This window comes from Pseudonocardia terrae (assembly GCF_021343995.1).
Taxonomy (GTDB): domain Bacteria; phylum Actinomycetota; class Actinomycetes; order Mycobacteriales; family Pseudonocardiaceae; genus Pseudonocardia; species Pseudonocardia terrae.
In genome coordinates this window covers 58,469-70,191 of record NZ_JAJTTE010000016.1, presented here as the reverse complement: position 1 = coordinate 70,191, position 11,723 = coordinate 58,469, and the positions used below count along the sequence as shown (strand labels likewise).

The 11,723-nt window shown below is 72.2% G+C and carries 10 protein-coding genes; 6 read left to right on the top strand and 4 right to left on the bottom strand.

The window, feature by feature from the left end:
• The first annotated feature begins 135 nt into the window (after positions 1-135).
• Positions 136-498 carry a hypothetical protein gene (locus tag LWC33_RS13090; protein ID WP_233304630.1) on the top strand — a complete coding sequence of 121 codons (363 nt, stop codon included), beginning with the start codon at positions 136-138 and terminating at the stop codon, positions 496-498.
• A gap of 44 nt (positions 499-542) precedes the next feature.
• Here the strand turns inward: LWC33_RS13090 and LWC33_RS13085 are convergent, their stop codons facing one another.
• Positions 543-1,202 (bottom strand): hypothetical protein, encoded by a 660-nt coding sequence (locus LWC33_RS13085; RefSeq protein ID WP_233304629.1) that lies wholly within the window; start codon positions 1,200-1,202, stop codon positions 543-545.
• Positions 1,177-1,458: an MmyB family transcriptional regulator gene (locus tag LWC33_RS36515; protein WP_372476602.1), complete on the bottom strand. Its 282-nt coding sequence runs from the start codon at positions 1,456-1,458 to the stop codon at positions 1,177-1,179. The genes LWC33_RS13085 and LWC33_RS36515 overlap by 26 nt, the downstream gene beginning before the upstream one ends.
• Before the next feature lie 278 nt (positions 1,459-1,736).
• Here LWC33_RS36515 and LWC33_RS13080 point away from each other — a divergent pair, with 278 nt between their 5' ends.
• A complete protein-coding gene (locus LWC33_RS13080) occupies positions 1,737-3,368 on the top strand; it encodes a serine/threonine-protein kinase (RefSeq protein WP_233304628.1) in 1,632 nt (543 codons plus the stop codon).
• 1 nt (position 3,369) lies between these two features.
• On the opposite strand, the gene LWC33_RS13075 is transcribed toward LWC33_RS13080, so the two are convergent.
• Positions 3,370-4,023 carry a hypothetical protein gene (locus tag LWC33_RS13075; protein ID WP_233304627.1) on the bottom strand — a complete coding sequence of 218 codons (654 nt, stop codon included), beginning with the start codon at positions 4,021-4,023 and terminating at the stop codon, positions 3,370-3,372.
• A gap of 335 nt (positions 4,024-4,358) precedes the next feature.
• Here LWC33_RS13075 and LWC33_RS13070 point away from each other — a divergent pair, with 335 nt between their 5' ends.
• The 4 genes from LWC33_RS13070 to LWC33_RS13055 are packed head-to-tail and all read left to right on the top strand — an operon-like array spanning position 4,359 to position 7,045.
• Entirely contained in the window at positions 4,359-4,649 is a 291-nt protein-coding gene (locus LWC33_RS13070; protein ID WP_233304626.1) for a WXG100 family type VII secretion target, read from the top strand.
• Positions 4,650-4,663: 14 nt separating this feature from the next.
• Complete coding sequence (locus LWC33_RS13065; RefSeq protein ID WP_233304625.1) at positions 4,664-4,966, top strand: hypothetical protein; 303 nt, start codon at positions 4,664-4,666, stop codon at positions 4,964-4,966.
• Complete coding sequence (locus LWC33_RS13060; protein WP_233304624.1) at positions 4,963-6,468, top strand: WXG100 family type VII secretion target; 1,506 nt, start codon at positions 4,963-4,965, stop codon at positions 6,466-6,468. The genes LWC33_RS13065 and LWC33_RS13060 overlap by 4 nt, the downstream gene beginning before the upstream one ends.
• The gene (locus LWC33_RS13055; protein WP_233304623.1) at positions 6,461-7,045 is read left to right on the top strand and encodes a hypothetical protein; all 585 of its coding nucleotides are present in this window, start codon (positions 6,461-6,463) and stop codon (positions 7,043-7,045) included. Before LWC33_RS13060 ends, LWC33_RS13055 begins: the two co-directional genes overlap by 8 nt.
• Positions 7,046-7,512: 467 nt before the next feature.
• Here the strand turns inward: LWC33_RS13055 and LWC33_RS13050 are convergent, their stop codons facing one another.
• Positions 7,513-11,694: a type VII secretion EssC family protein gene (locus LWC33_RS13050; RefSeq protein ID WP_233304622.1), complete on the bottom strand. Its 4,182-nt coding sequence runs from the start codon at positions 11,692-11,694 to the stop codon at positions 7,513-7,515.
• Between the last annotated feature and the right edge of the window lie 29 nt (positions 11,695-11,723).

The following is an 11,723-nucleotide window of genomic DNA, read 5'->3' as shown; positions in this document are numbered from 1 at the left end:
GACCCGCCCTCGCCTTGGCGTGTGGTGCGTCAACTCATCGCCGGCGTGACTGCTGTCGGTTTCGCCCCCAGAACGGACCTGCTCCTGGTGCTCTCGCACAGCGGGCGGGGGGTCCTTGACGCGGTTACTGGCGACGTGGTTGCCAGATCGGACGACACAGACTTCGAGGACGACCCCTACCCCGTGTCGGCCCCCGGCATCGGACCACTCGAGGGGCAACGGATCGCAGTTGCCGGGCTGTGGGGCGGCGGGCTGCGTGCTTTCACGCCCGACGGCTGGTGGGTCACCGTCATCGCACCGGACTGGCCCGAGGAAGGGGTGGTGCTCGTCCCACCCGACGCGCCCGACCCGCTGGAGGACCCGACCGCCTCGCAGCTCGTCGTCGCGGGCGGCTACGGGCCGGTCCGGGCCGCCGGGTTCTCCGACACCGGCCGGACGCTCGTGGTCGCGACCACCCGACTACACGTCTGGACCCGGCCTGACCCGAGCGGTGCATGAGGAGCCGATCCTCCGTGACTGACAGGCACCTTCGCCGGGGCACGTCAAGGCTGGGCGAACGAGTTGCTCCGCGGTGTGTCCGGGCAGTCAATGGCTGACCTGCGCAGGGTGGCGGTCATCGAGGAGCGCCGCGCCTTAAGGGCGCCGTTGCGCTTCCGTACCCGGTGACGATCCCCAAGCTTGGCGAGCTCCGACTGGCCGAGTGCACCGTCGCCCGCCTCGACACGTTCTTCGCCGACCTCGAGCAGGCCCGGAAGGTCGTCCGCCACCGTGACGGCACGTTCGAGGAGAAGCCGGCCCACGCCGCCAACACCCGCCGCATGATCCGAGCCATCGTCAGCGGCGTCATGCAGCAGGCCGTCCTCAACCAGGTCATCCCGACGAACCCGGTCCGCGAGTTGGATCGCATCGAGACACCTCGCGGCTTCACCACCACCACTCCGCGCGGCCTCACGGTTGAGGAACGCCGCCGGCTCCTCGAGTTCGTCGACACCGACCGGACCGCCGTCCGTGCCGACATGCCGGACCTCATCCGCTTCGCCCTCGGCTCCGGCCTCCGCGTCGGCGAAATCTGCGCCGTCCGCTGGATGGACCTCGACCTCGACGGCCTCCGCATTGTCGGCCCCGGTGAGGTCCGCCGTGTGCCTGTCGTCGCCGTCCGCCAGAACGTCTACCCGATCAAGGGCAGGGGCCTCGTCGTCCATGACGGCAAGAGCGCCATGGCTCTCCGCGTCGTCCCGCTCCCCGAGTTCGTCGTGACCCGCCTCCGCGCCCGCCAGGACCCCCTTCTTGACCCGTCCTGGCCCGCCGCAGGATCGCCACGCAGGCCCGGGCGACCGCTGTCCAGTCGGCGAACAGCTCCCGCATCCGGCGGTCGGTGAAGATCAGCGGGACGTAGTTGAGCTCACGCACGGTCACGGCGTCGAAGTCCGCGTAGACCCTGGCCGCCAACGGTTCCACGCCAGAATGTCCGTCCTGGGCCCCAGGACGAGCGCCGGCGCTGCAGTCTTCGCCGTCGCCGAACACTTGCGGATAGCGGAGATCACTTCCCTCGACAGGCTCCTACGCTGTCAAGCCATGTCACACGGATGCCACCGTGCTTCTCTGATGGGAGCCGCGCCGCCGCAGGCACGGACCTCCGCAGTCGCGCGACTGCGGAGTGGGCGCGAGCCCGGCTCCGCAGAACTGATGATGAACGTAACGAGTTCTCGCAGCTTCTCGAATGGCTTCGTGTGGCGATGGGTGAGGGCGAGAGCTTCGGTCCGTACCGGCTGGTGGAGCTCCTCGGCCGCGGCGGCATGGGTGAGGTGTACCGCGCACTCGACACTGACCACGACCGATACGTGGCGCTCAAGCGACTTGCTCCGCACCTCGCGGACGATACGGAGTTCCAGCACCGTTTCGGCCGCGAGGCACACCATGTCGCGAAGCTGCGCGATCCCCATGTCGTGACCATCCACCGCTACGGGTCCATCGACGACCGGCTCTTCATAGACATGCAACTGATCGACGGCGGAGACCTGCTCGGTCTGATCGAGCGCTCCGGCCCGCTGCCGGTCGAGCGCGCGGTCGTGCTCCTCGAACAGGTCGCGAGCGCCCTGGACGAAGCCCACGAGAGCGGCTTGGTGCACCGGGACGTGAAGCCGTCGAACATCCTGCTTGACGGTCGGCTCGCAAACTTCTGCTACCTCGCGGACTGGGGCATCACCCGCCCGATGACCACCGGACGCAGCCACTCCCTGACCCGGACCGGCGCGTTGCTCGGCAGCCTCGCCTACATGGCACCCGAGCAATTCGACGGCGCGGTGTCCGCGGCATCCGACGTCTACGCCCTCACCTGCGTCTTCTTCGAGATGATCACGGGCAGGCCGCCGTACGCGGGCGAGGGTCTCCCAATGCTCATGCACTCGCACATGAAGGTGCCGCCGCCGCATCCCTCCCAGGTGCTCCCTCACACGCAGGCGTTCGACGAGGTGGTCGGCCGGGGCATGGCGAAGGACGCGGCCGAGCGGTTCTCTTCTGCCGGTGCACTCGCGCGAGCGGCACGAGAGGCCCTCGACGTGCCGCACGCGACGGCAGCGCAGGCCTCTGCAGCGGTGCGCGAGGAGACCCCGGATTCTGGTCACACCACTCGGCGCCGAGCCGCCTCTCCGCCCGTTGAGGCGACCGCGCGACCGCGTCTGAAGCGCGTGGTCGGGCACCGAGGACTCGTACCCGCAGCGGCCGGGGTCGCTGTGCTCGCGGTGCTGGTCGCGGTCGGTGCGTCCCTGCGGGGCGCGTCCGCTGAGGCGAACGCGCCGGTCGACACACGTGCGGGCGCCACGACCACCGCCGCTCCCGCCGCGATTCCACCCGTCGCCGCCACCCCCACCAGGCAGACCCCGGTCGTCGGGGAGGCCGTATACACCGGCCGCACTAGCGGGAACGAGTTGACGGTGGCGATCGGCGTCAAGGACGGTCGGGTTGCGGGCTATCTCTGCGACGGCAAGGCCGTCGAAGCCTGGCTAGAGGGAACCATCGACGGTGACCGAGTCGTCCTGCACGGCGGCGCCCAGGGCACGTCGGTCGAGGCGACCGCTGATCAGCTGTCCCTGCTCGGCACCGTCACCGTCGGCGGTGTGCAGCGATCGTTCTCGGCGCAGGTCGCCAAGGACGCCGAAGGGCTCTACCAGAGCCGCCGCACCGTCGCGGGGATCGCGACTCGCATCGGCTGGATCGTCCTGCCTGACGGGAACCAGGTCGGGATCGTCAAGCGGGGCGACGTCCGAAGCCCGGCGCCTCAGCTCAACCCCGTGACGCGGCAGGCGACGGACGGAGGGACGATCGTGACCGCGGACCGGCTCTCCGGGGAGTCCACCGTCCTTGGCTGACTCAGCGTGCGTTGTCGATCACCATCGACTCCACTGCTCGCGCCCGCCACAGGGCTTCCGCCACCACTCGGTTGCGCCGCTCGGCACGCTGGTCACGGGTCTCGTCCGGCTCCCCCTCCGACCACGGAGGCCAGGTTGGGAAGACCAGGTCGGCGCGACGCCCGTCGGACAAGAGGCAGTTCGCCACCTTGTCCGCGATTGTGTGCAGCTGCTGCCCCAGGGTCGTGACGTTACGAGTGGCGGACTGCCAACCAAGCTGGGTGAGCCTCTCAATGACGTCCCGGCCCGACCAGCCGACGACGTGCGGACGGCGGGTCGCCGAGGTGCAGGGCCAGGCGAGCGCGTGCGCGACCCGCCACAGAGCGGAGCCGATCTCGAGGTCGATCCGCAGGGTCAGTGTGGTGCCGCTGACGGGGAGGATGTCCGTTCCGGCCGCGAAACTGTCCCCCACCAGGATGTCGACGACGAAGTCCAGGTGAAGGCCGTCGACTGTGGGACTCACATAGCTCGTCCCCGACGCCAGCACCGCAGGACTCGGCCGGATCACGCCGTCCACCGCCACCCCCGCGCTACGGCTGGAGCTGATCGCCACAGCCAGGCTGCCGACCCGGAGCTCGAGATGGCTCACCGAGAGGTCGGGGCGTGCGTCGGGCACCCCGAGATGGCGTGCTGCACGGTCCGGGCGCTCGGCGAGGAACCGCTCGTCCCGCCGGCCGACCGTCCACACCTGACCCGGTCGCAGGTCCACCGGCGCCGGATACGCGGAGCCCGGCGGGAGCAGCCCGGAGATCCGCCCGACCGGCTCCTGCGCGCTCATGACCCCACCCCTCACATCAGCGAAACGTCGGCGCGACAAGGAGAATCGTTACGCCCGGCGCGGACCGAAGAGTTCTTCGTCGACGGCGCGCGACGGGTCGGTAACAGTGGTCCCACCCACCCCGAAGGACAACGGGGATCACGCCCCTGCTCCCACTCAATTTGGAGATCACCATGGCTCAGCTCGCTGTCACCTTCGAGGATCTGCGCACCCAGTCCGCCGCCGTCCAAACCGGTGCCGCTGACGTCAACGACATCCTCACCCGACTGACGTCGCAGATCGCCGACCTGGCCGCGCGCTGGGAGGGCGGTGCGTCGCAGGCCTTCCAGTCCCGTTGGCAGGAGTGGCAGTCGGGCGCCCAGTCCATCCAGCAGGCCATGGACGACATGGGGCGCTTCCTCCAGACGGCCGCTGACACCTACGAGCAGACCGAGCAGGGCCTCCAGCAGGCCGCCGGTCGCTGAGCGGGAGCCGGGCGGTGAGCGCGCCGGGTGAGCTGTTCGTCGACTTCGACGAGCTCGGGCGGATCCAGCAGGAGCTCTCGACGCTCATCGGCGCGCTCAGCGAGCTCGGCTCCCGGCGGGCACCGCTGCCCGGGGACGAGATCGGGGCACGCGAAGTGGCCGACGCGGTCGGCCACTTCGAGCAGAGCTGGCAGGGCGGGCGCGACCAGCTGATCGAGAACCTGCGGGCGTGCCAGGAATACGCGGCCCTGGCGCTGGAGCACTACACGAAGACCGAGACGATGCTGGAGGACACGATGGACGGCGGGGCGTCATGAGCTGGGAGGCCTTGGGCGGGAACCCCGTCCCGGGCGATCCCGGCGTAGCGCTGCGGCTCGCCTCGACCTACGGCGAGGTCTGCGACCAGGCCGAGCAGATCACCTCCCGGTTACGCGCGCTCGACGGAGGCTCGGGCCCCGAGGTCTGGCGCGGCCAGGCCGCGGACGCCTTTCGGGACAAGCTGGCCAAGATCGGCCCGGACCTGATCACCATGGCCACGCACTACCGCCAGGCGTCGGAGGCGTTGCGGGACTTCGCCCGCAGCCTCGACGAGGCCCAGGCCGCCGCACGCCGCGCCGAGTCCGACGCCGGCTCGGCCCTGATCGACCGGGACGCCGCCGCCTCCCGGCGGGACACGGCGAACCGGGACGCCCGCACCGCGGACGGGACCGCCCTCTTCGCCGACGGCAAGATCGTCGCGGCGCGGGCACAGGCCGCGATCGCCGCGCCGCTGGACCCGACCTACCAGGCCGCCATGCAGGACTGGGAGCGCCGGGTCGCAGCCCAGCGCGACGCCGCCCGCTCCCAGGCCGCCGACGCCCGCCGCCGGGCGGGCGCCGCGGCATCCGAGGCCGCGCAGGCACAGGCCCGGGTCGAGGCCGCTAAACGGCTCGCGGCCCAGGCGGAAGCAGTCCGCGACGACGCCGCCCGCACCGCCGCCGCCCGGATCAAGGCCGCCGATGCCCCCGGCTATGACGACCGTGGACTGTGGGAGAAGGCGTGGGACGCCGCCACGACACCGGTGCGAATCGACCGGCTCCTGTCCGGTGCCGACGACTTCTTCCGCGATCTCACGTCGAGCGCGACGTTCCAGTCCTGGCTCAACATCTTCAGCACCGTCGGCGACATCGTCGGAACCGTGGGTACGGTGCTGAGCTGGTTCTCGTTCATCCCCGGCGTCGGCCCGATCGCCGCCGCCATGATCATCACCTCCGTCGCGCTCAAGGGCCTTGCCTTCCTCGGCACTCTGCTCAGCGTCCGCTACGGCAACGCGAGCTGGTCTCAGGTCGCGGGTCGAGGTGTCGATCTCGGTTTCTCTGCCCTCGGGCTGCGCGGCTTGGGCGCGATCAAGGCGGCAAAGGGATTGTCGGACGCAGGGAAGCCGAGCAACTGGATCGTGCGGGACATCCAGAGCGCGCCCTCGCAGTACCGGAAGCTGACGAACCCGGAGGAGGCCATCGGCAGGAGCCTGGACATCGGGTCCAAGGGGTACATCCGAGCCTCCGCCGCCTTCCGGACCGGGGGCAAGGCGGTGGATGCGGGGTTCGAGCTGCGCGACGGGTGGACCGACCTCCAGAAGGACATTCAGGAGTTCGGGGATCCCACCGTGCAAGACCGCGGCCCGGACAACTGGAAGAGCTTCGCGGGTCAGGTCGTGTCGAATTCCGGTGAGATGCTGGGCGAGCACACGAAGTACGACTGGCTCGCGGATTCCGCGGGCGCTGTGGCGGAGCCGGTGGTCAAGCGAACCGTGAAGGCGATGGCGAGTCCCGATGAGTGAGTCCCCCACTGTCCCGCCGCACTCCGTCGGCATCAGTTTGCCGCCCGGCTGGGTTGAGATCGACCCGCGGGTCGGGGATGTGGCGGCCGAGCTCGCGGCGAAGATCCCCCTCGCTGCCGAGGAGAACCGAGAGCTCGCCGTCGCGCTCCTGGCCCCGCTCGCGGTGCGGCTCGGGAGGCTCTCCGCGGTGGCGGACGTCGTGCTCGCCGGGTTCTACACCGACCTGGTCGAGGTGGAGGGCGAGGAGACGCCGTTCGTCATGTCCGCCCAGGTCACCCTAGCGTTGTCGCCGCCGATCGGTGGGGCGGACGTGCTAGAGGAGCTGCTGGGGGGCGACGGTGTCGAGGTCATGCCCGTCGACCTGCCCGCGGGCGAGGCCGTACTCGTCTCCGGTGTCACCGAGGTCGACGACCCGGCGTGGGACCAGCCGCAGCCCGCCCACCTGCGCCGCTACTTCGTTCCCGTCCAGGGGATGTCCCGGATGGCGGCGCTGTCGTTCATGACGCCGAACCTGGACCTCGTCGACCAGTTCGACGAGGTCTTCGACGCCATCGCCCGCACCCTGCGCTTCTCGTAACCCGACTCAGCCGACGTCCGGGGCCCAGCTGTCCACCAGCCAGCCCCGGGCGTACTCGTGTGCCACTCGAAGTAGTGGTTGTGGCCGCTGCTCACCCGCAGGTAGGCGCCGACACTCCCCTCGCCGTTGACGTCCTCGGTCGTCGCGAACGCCTCCTCTCCCGGCCGAACCTGGAGCAGCGTCGGCACGAGCGGCCCGCTGAGGTCCTGCGTGGCGGCGGTGCTCGGCTGCCGCATCCGGCCAGCGTCACCGGCTCGCCATGCGGCGAGGAGCGCGGCCGCGCTCGCCTGCTGCGCCATCACCTGGTCGCGTTCGACACAGACCCTGTCGGTCGCGGCACCGGGGTGGCCGCGGCGGGCGGCGATGGTTCAGCGCCACACCCTCCGGCGAACAGCAGGACGGCGGACCGCACGGGGGTGGACCGCCGCAGGTCGCGGGTCTCCTCAGCGATGGTCGAGGGAGCAGGCTCAGTCCGCGGCGGGATCGATCACGTGGCCGAGGATGAGCTCGCCGCCGAGGGCGAAGAGGGCGCGGCCGGGAGGGCCGGTGAAACCGCTCCCCCGCTCGATCTTCACGCCCACGTTCTCTGCGGCGAGGTTGTTCGGTGGGCACAGGAGCACCACACCGCCCGGTCGGCGCCGTGCGGCCTGCACGAGGCCGCGAGCCCCGAAGCCGAAGGCGTCCAGCGTCGCGCCGACGATCAGGCCGGGCCGGGCGGAGAGCGCCGCCACGAACTCGTCGTCCACCGTCAGCAGCTCGGCGTCGTCCACGGCGACGAGGTCCGCGCCCGCGACGTCCGGGGGAGCCACGACGCGCACCCCCGCCCGGATCGCCTGCTCGTGTATCTCGGACGGCCGGCCCGCGACCAGGGCGACGTCTAGTCCGCGCCGGGCCGCGTCGGTCGCCAACTGCACGATCGCCGTGCTCCGACCCGACCGGGGCGGACCGGCGACCAGCACCGGAGCCCCGGGCGCGAGAGGAAGCTCGATCCGGGACAGCCGGTCCCCGGACACGCCGGCGAGCACGTGGCCCGAGCGGGCGGTCGGCAACGGCTCGGCAGCGGCGGGCCCGATGCGTAATGGCAGCGCGTCGAGGCGCATCGGCGCGCGCTCGACGGCGGGCTCGCCGTGCCGGGCGCGGGCGGTCGCAGCGATCGTGCGCAGCGCCTGTACCTGGGCGGGCCCAGACCGCTCGGCACCAAGCAGCGGGATCTGTACCTCGCACCCGTCGTCGGCCCAGAGAGCACGACCGGCTGGGAGCCCGTCGGGAAGGTTGCGGGGGCCGAGGCCGAGGGCGGTGGCGTCGGCAGGGTTGTTTAGCCGCAGGCAGAGCCGGTGGTCGAGGCGGGTCAGCAGGCGCCCGCGCAGCAGCCGTTCGTCGCCCGCGAGACACACCGTCACCCCCGCCGCGGCGCTCCCGGATCCCAGGAGCTCCTGCAGGGCGGCCTGCGCGGGCCCGTCGCCGTCGACCACGCCGTGCCAGTCGTCGACGAGCAGCACGATCGCCGGTGGGGGGTCCGTGAGCTCCGCGACGCTCGCGGCACCGTGCTCGGCCAGCAGCCGACGCCTGCGGCGCACCTCGTCGGTCAGCCGGACGAGCAGGCGCTCCGTCCGCTCCGGATCGTCGTCGTCCGCGACCACACCCACGTTGGGCAGCGCGGCCAGCGCGGCGAGGCCGCGACCTCCGTCGACGGCGTGCACATGGACCGTGTCCGCCGGATCGCTCATCGCCAGCCCGGCGGCGATCGACCTCAGGGTCGCGGTCCGCCCGGTCCGGCTGCTTCCCACGACGCCGAGGTGACCGGTGCCCAGGGGCACCGACAGGACGTCTTGCCGTTGCTGCGCGGGCCGGTCGACGAGGCCAAGGAGCAGGTGGCCCGGTGTCACCTCCAGCGACTCGAGCAGGACGAGGTCGGCCAGCGGCGCGCTCCACGGCCGGAACGGCGCGACGAGGCCCTCGCCCTCCGCGGCGGAGGCGACACGCTCGACGAGCTCGTGCAGATCGGTGCGCAGACCGCCGGTCGCCGCGGCGACGGGCGCGGCCGGGGCCGACCACGCCAGCGAAACGGCTCGGCGGGCGGCCCCGCTCCCATCGGGCACCGGGGTGGTGATCCGGGCGGTCTGGACGAGTGTGGCCACCGGCCCGCCGCTGCCGACGAGGGCGCGACCGGGGCGGTCGACCGGGATCCGGGCCGCGTCCCCGGTCTCGATCACGTCGATGCTCTCGCCCTCATCCCGGGTGCGCAGGCAGACCCGCAGGTTCACGTTGGCGCGGATCTGGGAGTCCACGACCCCCGCGGGGCGCTGGGTGGCTAGCACCAGGTGCACGCCGAGCGAGCGGCCGATCCGCGCGACCCCGACGAGCCCCTCGACCAGCTCCGGCAGCTGGTCCTTCAGCTCCGCGAGCTCGTCCACCACGATCAGCAGCCGGGGGAAGGCCGGCAGGCCCGGGTCGCGTTCGGCGCGCCGCAGGTAGTCGTTGCGGTCCTGGGCGTCGGCAAGCTTGAGCTGGTGCTGGCGGCGGGTCAGCTCGGCGCGCAGCGAGGCGAGCGCCCTCCTGGCCAGGCGTTCGTCCAGGTTGGTCACAGTCCCGACGACGTGCGGCAGCGCGACCAGGTCCCGGAACGCGGCGCCGCCCTTGTAGTCCATGAACACCACGGACAGCCGCTCCGGTGAGTTCGCCAGCGCCAGCGCGCCGACCCAGGTCTGGAGCAGCTCGCTCTTGCCAGCTCCGGACGTGCCCGCCACCACGGCGTGGGGGCCGTCGGCCGCGATGTCGAGGGTGAACAAGCCGTCGCCGCTTCGCCCGAGGATGATATCCGTCCGTTCCGGGACGAGCCGCCAGGCGGCACGGATGGCGTCAGGATCGCCGACGTCGACGACCTCGGTGAATCGGACCGCCGCAGGCAGCCCGCCCAGCGGCGAGTCGCCGACACGCCGGAGCGGGGCGAGGATGCGGGCCACCCGCTCCTCCGTTCCCGGGGCGAGGCGGTCCGGCCGGACGACGAGCTCATCGCCGCGGTCGATCCGCACCACGGTCTGCCCGCCCCGGTCCGACACCACCGCGCGGCAACTGTCCGGCAGCAGCCGCTCGTCCCGGTCGGTGCACACGAACCGGAAGCCGAGCGCAGGCCCCCGCACCAGCAGGTCCGCGACCTGCGGCGACCGGACCAGCCGACCCGCACCGACGAGCACCACGACGACCTGGCCCGCCACCGCGCGCCCTGGCGCCCCGAGCGGGCCACACCGCTCGGCCTCGATCCGGTCCAGCTGCTCACCGAGCTCACGGACGAGCAGGGCGACCGACTCGTCGTCCCAGGCGGCGAGCACGCCGCCACTCGCCGTGCGGGCATGGGGTAGCCAGCGCACCCAGCCGAGCTCGTCCTCGGCGGTATCCGGCGCGAGGACCGCGACGGCCAACTCGTCCGCGCTGTGGCCGGTCGCGATCTGGGTCAGCACCCAGCCCAGGTGTTCGTGGGACTGCGCACCCGCGAGACCGAGGACCCCGGCGGCCTCTAAGTCGATACCGACCGGGGCTGCGCGAAGCATCGCATCGGCCCAGTCCGCGGGGCGTTCCCCCTGCACCACCACGGCGGCGCGGCGGTCCGCGGTACCGACCCGCAGGCGTAGCCAGTCGTCGTCGCCCGACCGGCGGGACCAGAGCTCGCGGCGCAGCTCCGTCGCCATGCGCACGACCGTCGTTGGATCCGGATACGCCCGACGCAGGTCCGCGTCCTCGTCGTCGACGGCGGCCTCGACCTGGACCCGCGCGGCCCGGAGCTTCTCGGTGTAGGAGCCCTCGGCGCGCTGCTCGCGGGCCTTGCGGCGCCGGCGCTCGGTCCACCAGTTGGCGCCCAGCATCACGGGGCTGAGCAGGCCGAACAGCAGATAGATCGGAGACTTCAGGACGAGGGCGAGCACGACCGCGAGGACGAGCGGGATACCCATCGCCAACAGCGGAATGCCGCGGGCGTCGTCCTCGGGCAGCGGGGTCGGGAGGGTGACGGTCGGCGCGGTGAAGGGGGCGCGCCGGTCCGGGAAGGCACGGTTGAGCAGGTACGCGCCGTCCGCGGTCCGGCTCAGGGCGGCCCGGGCCCGCGCCGGGTCCTCCAGGACGAGCCGAGTCCCGCCGAGCTGCAGCACCTCACCCTCGCGCAGCGCGTGCGCGCCCTCGACCCGACGCCCGTCCACGAACACCCCGTTGGCTGAGCCCGCGTCGCTGACCTGCACGCCTGCCGGGCCACCCTGGACCCTGGCGTGGACGCGGGACACGTCCGGGTCGTCCAGCACCAGTCCGGCGGTCGGTGCCCGGCCGATCTCCAGGTGGCCGACCACCGGGACCATCAGGCCTGCAGAAGGACCGGCGACGACCCGCAGCCGCGCCTCCCTGCCCGGCGCCGTCCCGAACGGGTCGGGCGCCCCGGCGGCGGGGGGCCCGTAAGCGAGTACGGCACCCTCGCGGAGTGCGGACACGGCGACCGCAGCGGACGGGTCGAGGAACGCGCCGGACACGGTGGGTGCCCCACGCACCGGCAGCACGCCGGCCACCAGGTCCAGGACGACCCCGACCGGGTCGGTCGGCTCGCACTCCACGACGACGTCGGAGCGAATGCCCGTGGCCCCGTCGGACACGGTGAGCCGGTAGTGCACCTGACCTCCAGATCGACTGCCGATACGCT

What these genes read in the sequence shown, in the direction of transcription:
- LWC33_RS13085 (WP_233304629.1), bottom strand. Translation starts at nt 1,202, where the DNA reads ATGGACGACGAGGCCCCTGCCCTTGATCGGGTAGACGTTCTGGCGGAC.
- LWC33_RS13080 (WP_233304628.1), top strand. Translation starts at nt 1,737, where the DNA reads ATGGGTGAGGGCGAGAGCTTCGGTCCGTACCGGCTGGTGGAGCTCCTC.
- LWC33_RS13070 (WP_233304626.1), top strand. Translation starts at nt 4,359, where the DNA reads ATGGCTCAGCTCGCTGTCACCTTCGAGGATCTGCGCACCCAGTCCGCC.
- LWC33_RS13060 (WP_233304624.1), top strand. Translation starts at nt 4,963, where the DNA reads ATGAGCTGGGAGGCCTTGGGCGGGAACCCCGTCCCGGGCGATCCCGGC.
- LWC33_RS13055 (WP_233304623.1), top strand. Translation starts at nt 6,461, where the DNA reads ATGAGTGAGTCCCCCACTGTCCCGCCGCACTCCGTCGGCATCAGTTTG.